The organism is Myxococcales bacterium, from assembly GCA_016717005.1.
GTDB lineage: Bacteria > Myxococcota_A > Polyangia > Haliangiales > Haliangiaceae > UBA2376.
Map to the genome: position 1 here is coordinate 15,096 of JADJUF010000023.1, position 15,156 is coordinate 30,251.

Below are 15,156 nucleotides of genomic sequence, written 5' to 3' on the forward strand. Positions count from 1 at the left end.
GGCCCGCGCCTGTGACGTAGTCGTCAGGTGGGACCCGAGGCCTCCGCGTCGCCGCCCGCGCGCGTGCGCTGTTGCTCGCGGTGCCGCGCGATCTACCGGAGCGACTTCATCCGGTGTCCCACCGACGGCGCGCTGATCGACGAGCACGAGGGCGATCCGCTGATCGGCACGACGCTGGGCGAGCACTACGTGATCGAGGCGTGCGTCGGTGAGGGGGCGATGGGCCGGGTCTACCGGGCCCGCCACGCCCGGCTGCAGCGGCGCACGTTCGCGGTCAAGGTGCTCCTGGGCGACCTGGCCAGCACGCTGGCGATGCGGCTGCGGTTCTCGCAGGAGGCCGAGGCCGCGAGCGCGCTCGACCACCCCAACGTCGTGCGGGTCACCGACTTCGCGCGATCCGAGTCGGGGCTCCTGTTCATCGTCATGGACTACGTCGAGGGCATCGCGCTGGCCGATCGGATCGACCAGGGCCCGATCCCGGCGGCCGAGGCGATCGCGCTCGCGCGCGGCCTGTGCGAGGGCCTGGCCCACGCCCACGATCGCGGCCTGGTCCACCGCGACTTCAAGCCCGACAACGTCATCCTGGCCGACGGCGTGCCGCGGATCGTCGACTTCGGCCTGGCGATCGCCAGCGACCCCGACGGCGACGCGGCGCGGCTGACCAGCGTCGGCGCCGCGGTCGGCACCCCGGCCTACGCCGCGCCCGAGCAGGCGGCGGGCGGCGCGCTCGATCACCGCGCCGACCTGTTCGCGCTGGGCGTGACCCTGTACGAGATGCTGGCCGGGACGCTGCCCTACGCCGGCAACATCGCCGAGCTGATCTACCAGAACGCCACCAGCACGCCGCCGCCGATCGCGACCCGGGCGCCCGCGGTGACGGTGCCGCCGCGGCTCGAGGCGATCGTGCGGCGGCTGATGGCGCGCAAGCCGGCTGATCGCTACGCCAGCGCGCGCGCCGTGATCGCGGCGCTCGACGCGCTCGAGGCGCCCGAGGCGCCCGCCGACGTCGCTGCCAGCGGTGACGACGACACGCCGACCGCGCCGACCCCGGCCCCGATCGCCGACGCGCAGCCGGCGCCGGCGCGGCCGGCGCGGCCGTGGCCGTGGGTCATCGCGGTCGGCGCGGTCGCGGTCGCGATCGCCGCCGTGGTCGTCACGCGCGGTGGTGGCCGGCGCGTCGCCGCCACCTCGCCGGCGCCACTCGACGCCGCGATCGCGGTCGCGCAGGCTGACGTCCCCGACCGGGCCGTCGCGCTCGACCCGCTCACGCCCGACGCGTCGGTCGAGGCCGTCACCCTCGAGCCGCCCGACGCCGCGGCGGCGCAGGCGGCGTCAGCGGTGCCAGCGCCGGACGGGCCGCGCCGACCGCCGCGTGCGGAGCCGTCGATCGACGCGGGGGCGCGCGCGGTCGTCCCACCGGGAGCGTCGGTTGACGCCGCGCCGCCGCCGCGCCCGCCGATCGACGCTGGGACCACGCCGCCGCCGCTCGCGCAGGTCGATGCCGCGCCGCCGCCACCGCCGCGCGTGCGGGTCGACGCCGCGCCGCCGCCGCCGCGGGTCGTCGACGCGCGGGCGTCCGTCGGCGGTCTCGACGTGAAGGGCTCGCTGTCGAGCGGCCAGGTGCGGCGCGCGATCGATCGCCTGACCGGCGCGCTGGCCGCCTGCTACCTGCCGGCCGCGACCCGCGCCGGTCGGTCGCCGGCGTCGGTCGTGCGGGCCCAGTTCACGATCGACGAGGACGGCGGGGTCCGCGACGCCCGCGCCAGCGGCGGCGCGCTGCCGGGCCTGGCCGCCTGCGTGGGCGCGGCCGTGGGCACGCTGCGCGCGATCGCGTCGCCCGACGTCGGCACCGTCAGGGTGTCGTTCACCGTCACCTACCACCCGGAGTCGCCGTGAAGCTCGTCCTGGCCGCGCTGCCCCTCGCGCTCGCCGGCTGTCTCGACCCGCTGGTCGACGACACCGCCGTCGGCGGCGATCGTGTCCTGCCGGCCGGCACCGTGCTGCCGCGGGTCGCCGACGATCCGGTGCTGGCCGCGCAGGTGGCGACGCACGACGGCGTCGACGGCGTCGTGCCGCTGCTCGGCGGGTTCGCCGCCGGCGCGCCGTACCACGGCTGGGACTTCGGCCCGACGCCGACGTTCGCGGCGCCGGTGTTCGTGCCGGTGCGCCGCACCGCCGACGGGTTCGAGCGGGTCGCGCACAACACGCTGGTCGAGACCCTGCCGGGCGACCGCGGCTACTCGCCGTACTGGAGCCTGTACCTGGTCTACGTCACCGATCGCTGGCAGGGCGAGGTCATCCCGTCGGTGGCCGCGCTCGACGACGCGCTCGCGCGCGGGCTGATCGAGCCGCCCGAGGCGCAGCCGGTCGCGGTCAACTGCCCGACGGTCGCCGCCGACGTGACGCTCGAGGTCGGCGGCGGCGCGCCGCCGGCGCTGCCCAACGGCGAGTTCAACGTGCGCGGCCGCACCGTGCCGTACTTCGACTTCGGCCTGCTGCCGCTGCTCGACCGCGTCGCCGTCCCCGAGGTCGCGCGCTACCGGCTGCGGCGCGAGGGCGGCGAGCCGCTGTCCGAGCCGGTGCGCGGCGTCGACATGACCGGCGACGGCGACACCGTCGACTCGAACGACATCCTCGACGTCGATCCGGCCAGCGCGCTGACCTCGCCGCTGTGCCGCACGGTCGAGGTCGTGGTGCCGGTCACGACCGGCTCGATCGACACCAGCGGCGACGACACGATGGCCGACCTGCGCACGGCGACGCAGCTGTTCGCGCCGGGCCCGGTGGTCGGGACGGTGATCAGCTTCCGTGCCACCGACGACCTCCGCAACTGCGTGGTCCAGCGCCAGGTCGGTGGCCTGTGAACCGCGCCGCAGCGCTGGCGCTGGTGCTCGCCGCCGGGTGCCTCGACGCGGTCGAGCCCGACGTCGGCCCGCTGGCCGTGGCCGCGTGCGTCGACGCCGACAGCGATCCTGACACCGCGGTGTCGTACCAGCGCGATCTGGTCGACGGCATCTTCCGCAGCGACGGCTACCAGTGCGACCGCTGCCACACCGCCACCGGCGCGACGCCGCTCGGGTTGATCGTCGGCGGGCTCGACCTCGGCAGCTACGACGGCCTCCGGCGCGGCGGGGTCGGGGCCGGCGCCGACGCGGTCATCGCCGGCCGCCCGTGCGCGAGCGCGCTCTACCGCAAGGTCGTCGCGGGCCCGCCGTTCGGCGCGCGCATGCCGCTCGACGGGCCGCCGTTCCTCACCGCCGCCGACGTCGCGCTGATTCACGACTGGATCGCGGAGGGCGCCCATGCCGATTGAGCTGATCGCGGTGGCGCTGACGATGCTGCTCGGGTGCGGCGTGGTCGACGGCGCGACCCTGGTCCGGCGCGACGACCCCGCGGACGTCCGGACCGCGTGCCACCTGGCCGACGAGCGCTGCACCCGCTGCCACTCGCTCGACCGGGTCCTGGCGCTGGACCCCGACGGGCCCGCAGACTGGGTCCGCTACGTGCGCAGGATGCGCCTGACGCCAGGCAGCGCGATCAGCGCGATCGACGAGCGCGCGATCGTCGCGTGCCTGCAGTACCGCAGCTTCGGCGTGGTCGCCGCGGGCGAGGTGGCGCCGTGAGCACGCGGGCGCTGACCGCGCTGATCGTGGCCGTGGCCTCGACGCTGGCCGCGGTCGCGGTCGCCGACGACGGCCGCAACTTCGCCGGGTCGGTGCAGATCGACTACCTGGCGGTGCCGACCGAGGGCCCGGGCCGAGGCCAGGCCTTCGACGGCGCCACCGTCGAGCTGTCGCTCAAGCTGACCCAGGACTTCGGCCACGACGTCACGTCGAACGTCAAGGTGTGCGTGGCGTGCCACGGGCTCGAGGTCGGCATGGCCTACTTCGATCTGCGCTGGAGGGACGAGGTCAACCTGCGGGTCGGGCGGTTCACGCCCGCGTTCGGCAGCTTCCCGTTGCGCCACGATCCCGCCAACCACCGCACCAGCGACAAGCCGCTGCCCTACGACATGGGCCGCATGGTCCACCTGCGCGACTGGAACGAGGGCGTCCTGCCGGCGCCGTGGGTCGACAACGGCATCGAGCTGAGCGGCACCCACTTCGTCGCCGACGGCCAGGTCGACTACGCGGTCTACGCCGTGAGCGGCCCCAAGGGCACGACCGACGCGTTCGACTTCGACTACACGCTGTCGCGCTCCGGCGAGCGCTACTACCTCGACAACAACTCGCAGCCGTCGGTGGGCGCGCGCCTGGGCGCGACGATGGAGCTGTCGGACACCGCGACCGTGACCGCCGGCGCCTCGGGCATGGCGGGGCGCTACGATCCCGAGGCCCGGCTCGGGTTCGCGATCGCCGGCGCCGATCTGGTGTTCCGCCGCGATCGCACGTTCGTGCGCGCCGAGTACCTGATCCGCTGGACCCAGCTCGCGCTCGGCGATGATCCGGCCGGGCGCTTCAAGTACGGGCCCGGCGCCGACGGTCGTTACGCCGACTTCACCGTCCGCGACGGCTTCTACCTCGAGGCCGAGCACTCGCTGGGCCGGGTCGAGCTGATCGGCCGCTGGGACGGCCTGCGCCGCAAGGGCAACGTCGCCGCCACCAGCGCGCTGCGATCGGAGAGCGCGGTCCTGCGCTACACGCTCGGCGCCGCGGTCCGGGTCCGCGGCGGCCTGCGCGTGAAGTCCTCGATCGAGGCCTACGACTTCTCGGACTTCGACGACGAGCTGGCGCTCCACCTCGGCATCGCCGGCCCGTTCTGACCGATGGCGCGGCTTGACCGCCACGGCGCATCCGCGCTGCAATGCCGGCCATGACCAAGATGCTCGGGATCGCGATCGTGGCGGTGGCGCTCGTCAGCTGCGGCGGCAAGAAAGAGGGCGGCGGCGGCGGCGGTGGCGGTGGTGGCGGTGGTGGCGGCGGTGGCCACGCCAAGGCCGCGGACCCGGCGGCCGCCAACGCGGCGGTGCCGGCCGAGCTCAAGGGCAAGCTCGAGTTCGAGGCCGCGCGCGACGACAAGGACAAGGTCGCGTACGTCCGGCCCAAGGGCTGGAAGGAGGGGATGATCCCGGGGCTCGTCAAGCCGCCCGAGGACGCCAACCTCGGCTTCATGACCAAGTACAGCGTCGGCACCAACTGCGACGGCAGCTGCGAGGCCAAGGACTGGGCCGCGGTGGCCGACAAGGTCGAGTTCGCACAGCTGATCGCGGCTGGCACGGTCGAGCGCGACGAGCAGGGCGAGGGCACCCGCACGGTCGTCGTCGCCATGGGCGATCGCAAGGAGCTGGCGATGGCCTGGTGGAAGACCGGCGCCAAGCGCTACGTCACCTGCCGCGCCTCGCTCGACAAGGAGGCGCAGCCGGCGCTCGCCGCGTTCGAGGCCGCCTGCAAGGCGACCGTCACGGGGCTGTGAGCTTCAGCGGGCCGGTCGACACGTGGACCGGTGCTCGATCGGAGCGAGCGCCGAATCCGAACGACGCCGCCTACTCCGCGGCGGGGCCCGTCGCGGCCTGCTCGGCCTCGGCCGCGGCGCGGGCCTTGCGGCCCTCGAGGATCTTCACGAACGAGCGGCCGCGGATCTCCTCGAGCGACAGCCCGGTCGCCAGGGCCTCGTCCTCGGTGACCGCGCCGCACGAGATGCCGCGCAGGAAGTAGTTGAGCAGGCCCTGGCCGGTGGCGGCGTCGTCGAAGACGTCGCCGACCAGCGTCGCCTGGGCGGCCTTGTCGACGAAGTTCTTGAGCCGCAGCGACGCGGCCGCGGCGCCCTCGAGGAAGAACCCGTAGACCGCGCCGTAGCGGCTCGGCAGCTGGGCCGGGTGCAGGTCCCAGCCCTGGTAGAAGCCGGTCTCGAGCGAGTGGCGGACGTCGGCGGTGTGCAGGCGCCAGGCCGCGTGGATCGCGTCGCGGTTGGCCGCGACCTGCGCGTCGGTGAGCACGGCACCGGCCGCGGCGCGGTGCGGCGCGACCGGCATGATCACCGTGGCGCCGTCGGACAGCGCCACGCCGGTCTGCGCGAACGACACCTTCATCATGTGCTTGGCGAAGTCGCACGCCGACGCGCTCATCTTCTGGTGCGCGGCGGTGATGTCGCAGTTGGCCGTGTAGTCGTAGGTCCCGAAGTGCGCGCCGGTCATCCGGCCGGCGGCCGCGTCGAGCAGCCGCGGCAGCATCGACCGCCCCTTCGGATCCATGATGCAGTGGGTCGTCTCGACCATGATCTCGAGCTTGAGCGTGCCGGCCGCGAGGTCGAGCTTCTCCTCGAGCTCGCCGAACAGCCACACCAGCGTCTCGACGTCGGCGACGCTGGTGATCTTGGGCAGGGTCACGACGAAGTTGGCCGGCATCGCGCCGCCGGTGGCGCCGACCAGCTCGGTCAGGAACACGTCGAGCGTCCGGACCGAGCGCGGCGCCAGCTCGCGCGAGAACGGCTTGATCCGGATGCCGAGGAACGGGGGCAGCGTGCCGGCGGCGAGGCCCTTGGCGACCTCGAGCGCGGCGGCGACCGCGTGGCCGTCCTCCTCGGCGTCGGTCCGGATGCCGTAGCCGTCCTCGAAGTCGATCCGGAAGTCCTCGACCGCCTCGCGCGCGAGCTTGGCCGCGACCCGCTCGTGGACCGTCGTCGCGAGGTGGGCCGGCGCGCCGACCGCGGCCGCGAACGCCTGCGGATCGGCGCCGTAGGTCTCGAGCGCGCGTCGCGCCAGCGCGCCGAGCTTGGCGGCGGTGTCCGCGGTGAACAGGTGGGCGCCGCCGTAGACCGTGTGGACCGGCTGGCGCGCGCCCGAGTCGCCGAGGTACCGGGCGGCGACCCGGTCTTGCGCGGCGTTGACGCGCGCCAGGGCCTTGGCCAGGCGCTTGGCGGACAGCGAGGTGCGGGGCGTGGTCATCGGGCCGGGTATAGCACGCTGCCACCCGGGCCTCGCCGCGGCGCGGCCCGCAGGCGGCGCGGCCACCTGCCGCACGGTCAGCGCGTCACGGCCGCAGGCCCGCCATCATCGGGCCCAGCGCCTTGACCAGCTCCTCGAGCTGGGCGTCGGTGACGCGCGCGACCACGCGGACGCCGTCGCCGGTGCGGCCGAGCTTGACCGCGCGGATGATGTCCTTGAGCACCTGCATCGACGCCGGGATGCGATCGAGCTCGGACCGCGCGCGCTGCCACTGCCGGACGACCTCGCTGGCCGCGCCCGGCTCGAGCAGCTCGGCGGTCACGTCGATCGCCAGGCCGTCCTTGATGCTGATGCCGCCGTAGACCAGGCCGACCTTGTCGGCGATCGGCGAGCCCGCGCCCGAGCCGGCGAAGAAGAACGTGCGGGTCCGATCGACCTTGGCCAGCCACGCGCCCATGCGCGGGTCGGTGGCGAGGGTGGCGTTCGCCAGCCCGGCCTGATCGCGCTCGAGGGTGGCGCGATCGATCCGCAGCGCCACCGGCTTGATCCCGCCGGCGGTCTCGATCTTCATGCTGACCACCGTGTACAGGCCGCCGTCGACCTCGAGGTACGGCATCGCGAGGGGCATCCCGTCGCGGGTCTCGAGCTCGACCGACAGGAACTTGCCGTCGGGGTCGTCCTGGACCGGCAGGCCGCTGTCGGTCGCGCACTGCCGGACCTTGGCCATGGGCAGGCCCTTCATGAACATCGCCATGCGCAGGACGCCGTCGTCGAACCCACCGGCGCCGGCCATCGCGAAGTCGACGCGGGTCAGGCACGCGTTCCACGCCCCCATCACCGGGTCCATCTCGGCCGACATCCGCGCCATCGGCGAGTTCGCGAGCCACTGCTGCAGCCCGAAGTAGTTGCCGCCGAACACGACGTTGCCGCCGGCCGGCAGCCGGGCGAGCAGCTCGGCCTCGTCGGCGGTCAGCTTGCCGGAGCCCTTGGCGGCCGGCATCTTGCCGCTGTCCTTCTCGCAGGCGGCGAGCCCCATGGCGGCGATCACGGTCAGCCCCAGCGCGATGTTCTTCATCGCCGCGGTCCTACCACGGCCGCGGCGCCACCCCCGGATCGATCGCGTGCCCGGGCGCCCGCGAGGTGTGCGCGGGGCGGGTGAGGCGACGTGCCGCACCGTCGCAAGCTAAATGATCCAAGCATCTTGCGGCTCTGATTCGCGATCGGCCTTGACGAACTTGGCAATGAAAAGCATTATCAAATTCGAAAACGTCCGGAGCCAACCAGATGATCGTCTGCCTCTGCCACGCCGTCCGCGATCGCGACCTCGACCAGGCGATCGCCGGTGGCGCGGCCACGGTCGAGGAGGTCGGGCGCGCCTGCGGCGCCGGCACCGGCTGCGGCGCGTGCATCCCCGACGTCGAGGATCGCCTCGCGCACGGTAACGGCTGCGGCGATTGCCCGCGCGCGCTCGGCTCGGTACGGTCGCGCCTCACCGAAGCGAGGGACGCTGCACCATGAAGGGCCACGCCGAGGTCATCGACCTCCTCAACGAGCTGCTCACCAACGAGCTCACCGCGATCAACCAGTACTTCATCCACGCCAAGATGTGCGAGAACTGGGGCTACCAGAAGCTCGGGGCCAAGGTGCGGGCCGAGTCCATCGACGAGATGAAGCACGCCGACCAGGTCATCTCGCGGATCCTGTTCCTCGAGGGCGTGCCCAACCTGCAGCGGCTCGGGCGCCTGCGGATCGGCGAGACCGTGCCCGAGCAGTTCGAGGCCGATCTGGCGCTCGAGCACGCCGCGATCGCGAAGCTCAACGCCTGGATCGACACCTGCCGGCGCCTGGGCGATCACGGCAGCGAGGACCTGCTGACCAAGATCCTGGTCGGCGAGGAGGAGCACACCGACTGGCTCGAGACCCAGCTCGAGACCATCAAGCAGATCGGCGCCGCGCACTACCTCGCGCAGCAGCTGGGCTGAAGGCCGGGCCCGGGCGGGCGGCGTCGGTCGACCTCGGCGCGCCGACGGCGCACGCGGCCCGCGCGTTCACAGCGCGTAGCCGACGTAGAACTGGCCCTGGGCCGCGGCCTCGGCGGTGACCTCGAGGTGGTTGCTCTCGGGATCCCAGGTGTCGCGGTCGGCCTGGTAGACCGCGCTGTAGTTGCCCATGACGTGGGCGCGCAGGCTGGCGCCGAGGCTGGTGCGCCCGAACCGGAGCTCGCCGCCGACGCCGACGAAGCCGAGCGGCAGGGCCCGGCGGTCCTCGAGCGTGTCCATGCCGCTGGTGAAGCGGAACTGGGTGACCTCGACGCCGGCGCCGAGCTGAGCGTAGGCGACGAAGCGCTTGGTCTCGACCACGTTGGCGCCGGCGGCGACGGTCACCAGCCCCGACAGCCGGCTGCGGGGCTCGCCGGCGGGCACGTCGGCGCCGCCGGTGGGGAACGACTCGGTGAAGTAGACGTCGGCGCCGCCCTCGGCGAAGAACCGGCCCAGCGGCCGCCGCGCGAACACGCCGAGGCCGTTCATGCGGCACTGGTCCCAGGCGACGTGGCCGGTGCCGTCGACCGACGCGGGGTTGCGGAAGCCGTAGCCGCCGACCCGGGCGCCGACGGTGAGCGGCGAGGCCGGGCGCGCGCCGGGCGCGGCCTCGGTCGGCTGATCGGCGACGGCGGTCGCGGTCAGGGCGGTGGTGGCGGCGAGGCAGGCGGCGAGGTGCAGGCGCATGAGGTGTGCGACAGCAACCGCCGGGCCGCGCGCGATCGTCAGGATCGGTTCGCGGGCCGTGAACCCGCGGTCACGGCCGCCGCGGGATTTCGCGACGGGTGTGGCCAGACGCGGCGATCGATCGCGGTGCCAGGTTGGCGCGGCCGGCGCGGCGGGCGTGCCGCGGCGGCGGGCGGCGGGCGGCGGGCGCTGTGGCTGCGCGGGGTTCGCGCCGCGGCGGGGCTGGTCCCGAACTTGATGAGCTCCTCGGCATGGTCGGCACCGTCTACCGCAGTCTGGTGATCGGGTTGCTCGGCGCCATGGTGCTGCTGCTGGCGCGCCCCCGGGAGGCGCCGCCGCGCGCCGCCGGAGGTCGACGCGTCACCGGTGGCCCTGATCGACGTGGACCGGGCCGCCGCCGGCGACCGGATCCTCGAGCTGCTCGGCCTGGAGCCTGGCGAGCGCGTGCTGGCGATCGACGGCGAGCCGGCCGCCCTCGAGGACGTGCCCGCGATCTGGCGCGACGCCCGGCCAGGCGAGTTCCTCGATCTGCTGGTGTCCTGGTCCGACCGGCTCCGGCGGGTGCTGGTGCTGGTCCATCGGTGATCCGGGTCGCACCAGGGCGCGAATCGCGCGGGCCCCGGTGGCGTCGCCAGCGGCGACCGGCGATCGTCGGTCATGGCTGGGCTCGTCCGTCTCGCCGCGCAGGCCGCGCTGGCCGCGCTCACCGCGATGGCCGCGTGTGGCGGCGGCGGCGACGGGCCGCTCGACGGCGGTGGCCGTGACCGCGACGACGGCGACGGGCCCGATCCGTTCATGTGCGATCCGGTGATCGGCGATCGGACCGCGCCGATCGAGCTGGCGCCGATCTCCGCGGCCGGCCCCGACGGCACGGTGCTCACCGACGGCGCGGTGGTCCGGATGATCGCGCCGCCCCAGGGCGGCATCATCTTGCTGGTCGGCGTGCGGGCGAAGAACGTCGACGGCTGCGCGGTCCAGCTCACCGCGGCGCTGCGGGATCCGGGCACCAACCAGGTCGTCGGCCTGGAGTCCCGACCGGCGCAGCTGCGCGTCGGCGTCGACGGCTGGGGCGTGCCGGTCGAGGCGCACTTCTTCTCGATGGCCAACCTCGCGGTGTGTCCGGCCGCGGCCGCGACCCGGGACCTGTTCGATCAGCCGTGGCTGCTCGAGCTGAGCGTCGACGACGACGGCCGCCAGGCCATGACCTCGGTGACGATCGTGCCGAGCTGCGAGGGCGTCGACCCGGCCTGGGACTGCCCGTGCCAGTGCGCCGCCGACTACCAGCCCGGGACGTGCGCGGCGCTGCCCGACGGCGGCGACGGCGGCGTGTGAGACCCGCGGCGAATTGACAGCGCGGGCCGGGCCGGGCGATGACCTCGCCATGCTCCGTATCGATCTCACCGGCAAGCGTGCCCTGGTGGCCGGCGTCGCCGACGACGGCGGTTTCGGCTTCGCGATCGCCAAGGCCCTGGTCGAGGCTGGCGCGACCGTGTGCGTCGGCACCTGGCCGCCGGCGCTGACCATCTTCCAGACCATGCTCGCGCGCGGCAAGTTCGACGCGTCGCTGGCCTTGGCCGACGGCGCCAAGATGGAGTTCGCGAAGATCTACCCGCTCGACGCCGAGTACGATCGCCTCGACGAGGTGCCGGCCGAGGTCCGCGAGTCGCGGCGCTACCGCGACTGCGGCGACTTCACGATCGGCGGCGTCGCCGCCCAGGTCCAGGCCGACTTCGGCGGCGTCGACATCGTGGTCCACAGCCTCGCCAACGGCCCCGAGGTCAAGAAGCCGCTGTCGGAGACCAGCCGCAAGGGCTACCTGGCCGCGATCTCGGCCTCGGCCTACTCGTTCGTGTCGATGGTCCAGGCGTTCGCGCCGATCATGCCGGCCGGCGGATCGTTCCTGTCGCTGTCGTACATGGCCAGCCAGCGGGTCGTGCCCGGCTACGGCGGCGGCATGGCGTCGGCCAAGGCCGCGCTCGAGAGCGACACCCGCACGCTCGCGTACGAGGTCGGGCGCGCCCACGGCCACCGGGTCAACGTGATCTCGGCTGGCCCGTTCGCGTCGCGTGCGGCCTCGGCCATCGGCTTCATCGACCAGATGGTCGACTACGCCACGCGCAACGCGCCGATCGCCCGGCCGATCACCGCGGCGCACGTCGGCGCCAGCGCCGCGTTCCTGGCGTCGCCGCTGGCCGAGGGCATCACGGGCACGACGCTGTACGTCGACATGGGCTTCCACGCGATGGGCCTCGCGGTCGATCGCGAGGGCGCCAAGCCGGCCTGACCCGAAGCCGGCCTGACCCGAAGCCGGCCTGACCCCAAGCCGGCGGCGGCTACTTGCTGGCGCCGGCGGCGTGCTTGGCCAGGAGCGCCCGCTGCTCGGGCGACAGCTGGCCCTCGCACGCGTAGAACGCCGCCTGGTCGGCGGCGTCGGTGAAGCAGGCCCGGGCCAGCGCCGCCCAGTGATCGTCGGTGCACGCCCGCACCATCGAGTCGCGCATCGGCGCCAGCATGCTGATCACGCCGGCGCGCTCGCCCTTGGTCAGCTCCTGGGACTGGTCGACCTGGGCGTGGGCGATGGCGTAGAAGCGCGCGCCGACCTGGGCGCAGGTGCGCTCGCCGGCGGGCGGCCGCTTGCACGCGGCCACGGCCAGGACACAGGCGAGGACGATCGAGGCGCGCACGGGTCGGTTATCGAGGGCGGGGCCCGGCGAGTCAAGAAATCACGGGTCGGGCACCAGCGCCGGCAGCGTGGTGGCGAGCTCGATCGTCTGCGTCGCCGGGGCGGCGGTGACCTGCGCCGCCTTGCACAGCACCGGCAGATCGGTCGCGTGGTTCTGGAAGTACTGCATGCCCTGCATCGGCTGGAGGCCGGCCGGGAGCACCGCGGTGCACGCCGTGTAGCTGCCGGGCCGCACGCCCTCGAACGAGGCCGGGCGCCCGCCCATGAGCAGCCCGAACTTGGTCGTCCCGGCCTGTTGCTGGCCGGCGATCAGGTTGAGCTCGTCGACGTTGGTCGCGGCGACGACGCCGCTGATCAGCCAGCCGACGCCGCCCTGGACGTCCCCGTTGCTCGCGGTGACCTTGAGCGCGACCGAGACCGAGCCGGTCTCGACCGCGAGGTCGACCGTGGCCGGCTGGTCGGGCCCGACCACGACCTGCTTGGAGTAGAACGCCATGCCGCGCATCGGGTTGCCGAGCATCGCCGACACCTTGTAGGTGTCGGGCGCGAGCTTGTCGAAGCGGAAGGTGCCGTCGTCGCCGCTGGCGACCGAGTACATCGCGTTGGGCACGTTGGCCGACTGCGCGGTGATGATCGTGTTCTCGGCCGGGCCGGCGTCGTCGATGACCTTGCCGGTCAGCACGCCCCAGCCGGCCAGGGTCAGCTCGAGCGCCTGTTCGTTGGGCGCGCCGCGCACGAGGCGCACCGCCGCCGAGCGGCCGAGGTCGGGGTGCTCGGCCACCACCGCCAGCGGCGCCGGGCCCAGGCCCGAGATCCGGAACTTGCCCTCCTCGTCGGTCGTGGCCTCGCGGCTGCCGCCGCGGCCGGGCGGGCCGCCCATCGCCGCGGTGTTCGAGCTGCCGGTGCCGAAGATCTGGCCGCCGGCGTAGACCATCGCGCCGACCACCGGCTGGCCCCGCATCGTGACCCGGCCGGCGATGACGCGGCCCTTCTTGACGACGATGTCGCCGGCGTCGGCGATCTGGCCCTCCTCGACGGTGACCTCGACGGTCCGGGGATCGAACTCGCCGCCGCGGATCGTGAGCTGGTACTTCTGCGGCGGCAGATCGTGCAGCTCGAACCGGCCGTCCTTGCTGGCGACCGGCTCGCTGGCGAAGCCGACGCCGACGGTGAACGGGGTCGGGACGGTGCCGTCGGCGAACGCGACCTTGCCCTTGATGCCGCCCTCGAGCGGCAGCACGATGCGCAGGCCGGTGGTGCCGGTCTCGGCCTTCTCGCCCTCGAAGCCGACCACGCGGCCCCGCGCGGTCGGGTTGCGGCTGGCCCGGACCATGTACGCGCCGGGCGCGAGGCCGACCAGCTTGAACTCGCCGCCGGCGTTGGTCAGCTCCTGCGGGAAGCCGCGCAGCCGGAACTGGCCGGGGTCGCCGCTGGTGCCCGATCGGAAGTCCGGGAACGCCGACACCTGCGCGCCCGCGATCGGCTCGCCGGCCTTGTCGACGACGACGCCGGCGATCGTGCCGGTCTGATCGATCGTCAGGACGACGTCGCCGACGTCGCCGCCCGACGCGTCGACCGCGACGTTCTTGGACGAGCCGGACTCGGCGATCGCGACCGCGTCGAGCGGCTTCTTGGGCAGGCCGGCGATGACGAACCGGCCGTCGCTGTCGGAGAACACCTGGCGCGGCTCGCTGCCGATCATGCCGCGGCTGGCGACCGCGATCCGGACCTGCGCGCTCGCGACCGGCCCGCCGTGGTCGTCGACGACCTTGCCGGCGATCGTCGCCCCGCCGGTGAGCTTGATCTCGACGCCGTCGGTGGCGTGGCTGCCGTCGAGCGTGACGATCGCGCTGGTGCCGGGGGCGAAGCGCTCGTGGCGCGCGACGAAGCGGAAGCTGCCGGCCGGCAGCGCCGCGAACGTGAAGCGGCCGGTGGCGTCGGTGACCACGCCGTCCTTGCGCTCGTCGGCCTGGACGCTCCAGTCGGACGCGCCCGAGTACGCGACCCGGGCGCCGGCCACGGCCGCGCCGGTGTCGTCGACGACCCGGCCCGCGACCGCCGCGCCGGCCACGAGCGCCAGCGTCAGCTCCTCGGGCACGGCCGCGATCCGCGTGAACTGGCGGCTGGGCGCGAACCCAGGCGCCGCGGCCACGACCTCGTAGCCGCCGGCCGCCACGACCGGGAACGTGGCGACGCCGTCGGCGCCGGTCTGCATCGTCTGCTGATCGAGGCCGCGCAGCTCGACCGTGGCGCCCGCGACCGGCGCGTCCTTCTTCTCGACCACGGTGACCTTGACCGACCCGGCCGGCCGCAGGTGCAGCACGACCGGATCGCTGGTCGCGGTCAGCTTGGCGGTGGTGGGGCCACCGACGCCGCCCGGCGCGCGCGCGACCAGCGTGTAGGGGCGGCCGACCAGCTTGTCGAAGGCGAAGCTGCCGTCGGTGTCGGTCGTGGCCTGGCGCGACGGGTTGGTCGAGACCACGACCGTGGCGTCGGCGACCGGCTTGTCGTTGGCGTCGAGCACGAGGCCCTCGAGCCGCAGCTCGCCGGCGGGATCGTCGTCGATCAGGATCGGCGTGTCGCGGTCGCCGCCGCGGTCCGGGCGATCGGGCCCGGGCGGACGCGTCGAGCCGGCGCCGGTGCCGGCGGCGACGCCGGGCGTGGACGGCTTCGGCGTGGCCTTGCCCGGCCCCTTGCGGAGCGCGAAGAACCAGACGGCGGCGACGGCGACGAGGATGGCCGCGACGGCGGCGAGCGAGCGAGGCTTCATCGGTGCGCACTATGACAGACGTCGCGGCGCGGGGGTTTCTCGCAGATGGCCGAGAACGTGACCCTACTGGCATCCGGTAAGGCGCGGTAAGCCC

The 15,156-nt window shown here is 74.1% G+C and carries 16 protein-coding genes; 11 read left to right on the top strand and 5 right to left on the bottom strand.

The annotated features are described in order from the left end of the window. Nucleotides 1-63 precede the first annotated feature (63 nt). From IPL61_20270 to IPL61_20295, 6 genes are read left to right on the top strand one after another with little or no spacing between them, the layout of a single operon-like run. Nucleotides 64-1,896 carry a protein kinase gene (locus IPL61_20270; protein ID MBK9033566.1) on the top strand — a complete coding sequence of 611 codons (1,833 nt, stop codon included), beginning with the start codon at nt 64-66 and terminating at the stop codon, nt 1,894-1,896. After that, nucleotides 1,893-2,864, top strand: coding sequence for a hypothetical protein (locus IPL61_20275; protein ID MBK9033567.1), 972 nt, complete (start codon nt 1,893-1,895; stop codon nt 2,862-2,864). Before IPL61_20270 ends, IPL61_20275 begins: the two co-directional genes overlap by 4 nt. After that, on the top strand, nt 2,861-3,313 hold the full coding sequence (locus tag IPL61_20280; GenBank protein ID MBK9033568.1) for a hypothetical protein: 453 nt from the start codon (nt 2,861-2,863) through the stop codon (nt 3,311-3,313). The genes IPL61_20275 and IPL61_20280 overlap by 4 nt, the downstream gene beginning before the upstream one ends. Then, nucleotides 3,303-3,623, top strand: coding sequence for a hypothetical protein (locus IPL61_20285; GenBank protein ID MBK9033569.1), 321 nt, complete (start codon nt 3,303-3,305; stop codon nt 3,621-3,623). The genes IPL61_20280 and IPL61_20285 overlap by 11 nt, the downstream gene beginning before the upstream one ends. Next, entirely contained in the window at nt 3,620-4,762 is a 1,143-nt protein-coding gene (locus tag IPL61_20290; GenBank protein MBK9033570.1) for a hypothetical protein, read from the top strand. Before IPL61_20285 ends, IPL61_20290 begins: the two co-directional genes overlap by 4 nt. 50 nt (nt 4,763-4,812) lie before the next feature. After that, entirely contained in the window at nt 4,813-5,412 is a 600-nt protein-coding gene (locus tag IPL61_20295; protein ID MBK9033571.1) for a hypothetical protein, read from the top strand. A 70-nt stretch (nt 5,413-5,482) separates the two neighbouring features. On the opposite strand, the gene IPL61_20300 is transcribed toward IPL61_20295, so the two are convergent. Both IPL61_20300 and IPL61_20305 read right to left on the bottom strand, forming a co-directional pair. Next, on the bottom strand, nt 5,483-6,883 hold the full coding sequence (locus IPL61_20300; protein MBK9033572.1) for a phosphoenolpyruvate kinase: 1,401 nt from the start codon (nt 6,881-6,883) through the stop codon (nt 5,483-5,485). A gap of 85 nt (nt 6,884-6,968) precedes the next feature. After that, nucleotides 6,969-7,958 carry a hypothetical protein gene (locus IPL61_20305; GenBank protein MBK9033573.1) on the bottom strand — a complete coding sequence of 330 codons (990 nt, stop codon included), beginning with the start codon at nt 7,956-7,958 and terminating at the stop codon, nt 6,969-6,971. 209 nt (nt 7,959-8,167) lie between these two features. On the opposite strand from IPL61_20305, the gene IPL61_20310 reads away from it, so the two are divergent. Next, nucleotides 8,168-8,401, top strand: a complete 234-nt coding sequence (locus IPL61_20310) for a (2Fe-2S)-binding protein (GenBank protein MBK9033574.1) — start codon at nt 8,168-8,170, stop codon at nt 8,399-8,401. Beyond that, nucleotides 8,398-8,865: a bacterioferritin gene (gene bfr / locus IPL61_20315; protein ID MBK9033575.1), complete on the top strand. Its 468-nt coding sequence runs from the start codon at nt 8,398-8,400 to the stop codon at nt 8,863-8,865. The genes IPL61_20310 and bfr overlap by 4 nt, the downstream gene beginning before the upstream one ends. A 66-nt stretch (nt 8,866-8,931) precedes the next feature. Here the strand turns inward: bfr and IPL61_20320 are convergent, their stop codons facing one another. Next, entirely contained in the window at nt 8,932-9,609 is a 678-nt protein-coding gene (locus IPL61_20320; GenBank protein ID MBK9033576.1) for a hypothetical protein, read from the bottom strand. Nucleotides 9,610-9,975: 366 nt separating this feature from the next. On the opposite strand from IPL61_20320, the gene IPL61_20325 reads away from it, so the two are divergent. The 3 genes from IPL61_20325 to IPL61_20335 all read left to right on the top strand — a co-directional run bounded on the left by IPL61_20325 (nt 9,976) and on the right by IPL61_20335 (nt 11,893). Next, entirely contained in the window at nt 9,976-10,194 is a 219-nt protein-coding gene (locus IPL61_20325) for a hypothetical protein (GenBank protein MBK9033577.1), read from the top strand. A 72-nt stretch (nt 10,195-10,266) separates the two neighbouring features. Next, complete coding sequence (locus IPL61_20330) at nt 10,267-10,941, top strand: hypothetical protein (protein ID MBK9033578.1); 675 nt, start codon at nt 10,267-10,269, stop codon at nt 10,939-10,941. Between the two features lie 49 nt (nt 10,942-10,990). Continuing rightward, a complete protein-coding gene (locus tag IPL61_20335) occupies nt 10,991-11,893 on the top strand; it encodes an enoyl-[acyl-carrier-protein] reductase (protein MBK9033579.1) in 903 nt (300 codons plus the stop codon). Between the two features lie 49 nt (nt 11,894-11,942). Here the strand turns inward: IPL61_20335 and IPL61_20340 are convergent, their stop codons facing one another. After that, complete coding sequence (locus tag IPL61_20340; protein ID MBK9033580.1) at nt 11,943-12,293, bottom strand: hypothetical protein; 351 nt, start codon at nt 12,291-12,293, stop codon at nt 11,943-11,945. A gap of 39 nt (nt 12,294-12,332) precedes the next feature. Beyond that, nucleotides 12,333-15,062, bottom strand: coding sequence for a carboxypeptidase regulatory-like domain-containing protein (locus IPL61_20345; GenBank protein ID MBK9033581.1), 2,730 nt, complete (start codon nt 15,060-15,062; stop codon nt 12,333-12,335). Between the last annotated feature and the right edge of the window lie 94 nt (nt 15,063-15,156).

What these genes read in the sequence shown, in the direction of transcription:
- IPL61_20285 (MBK9033569.1), top strand. Translation starts at nt 3,303, where the DNA reads ATGCCGATTGAGCTGATCGCGGTGGCGCTGACGATGCTGCTCGGGTGC.
- IPL61_20295 (MBK9033571.1), top strand. Translation starts at nt 4,813, where the DNA reads ATGACCAAGATGCTCGGGATCGCGATCGTGGCGGTGGCGCTCGTCAGC.
- IPL61_20300 (MBK9033572.1), bottom strand. Translation starts at nt 6,883, where the DNA reads ATGACCACGCCCCGCACCTCGCTGTCCGCCAAGCGCCTGGCCAAGGCC.
- IPL61_20305 (MBK9033573.1), bottom strand. Translation starts at nt 7,958, where the DNA reads ATGAAGAACATCGCGCTGGGGCTGACCGTGATCGCCGCCATGGGGCTC.
- IPL61_20310 (MBK9033574.1), top strand. Translation starts at nt 8,168, where the DNA reads ATGATCGTCTGCCTCTGCCACGCCGTCCGCGATCGCGACCTCGACCAG.
- bfr (MBK9033575.1), top strand. Translation starts at nt 8,398, where the DNA reads ATGAAGGGCCACGCCGAGGTCATCGACCTCCTCAACGAGCTGCTCACC.
- IPL61_20320 (MBK9033576.1), bottom strand. Translation starts at nt 9,609, where the DNA reads ATGCGCCTGCACCTCGCCGCCTGCCTCGCCGCCACCACCGCCCTGACC.
- IPL61_20330 (MBK9033578.1), top strand. Translation starts at nt 10,267, where the DNA reads ATGGCTGGGCTCGTCCGTCTCGCCGCGCAGGCCGCGCTGGCCGCGCTC.
- IPL61_20335 (MBK9033579.1), top strand. Translation starts at nt 10,991, where the DNA reads ATGCTCCGTATCGATCTCACCGGCAAGCGTGCCCTGGTGGCCGGCGTC.
- IPL61_20345 (MBK9033581.1), bottom strand. Translation starts at nt 15,062, where the DNA reads ATGAAGCCTCGCTCGCTCGCCGCCGTCGCGGCCATCCTCGTCGCCGTC.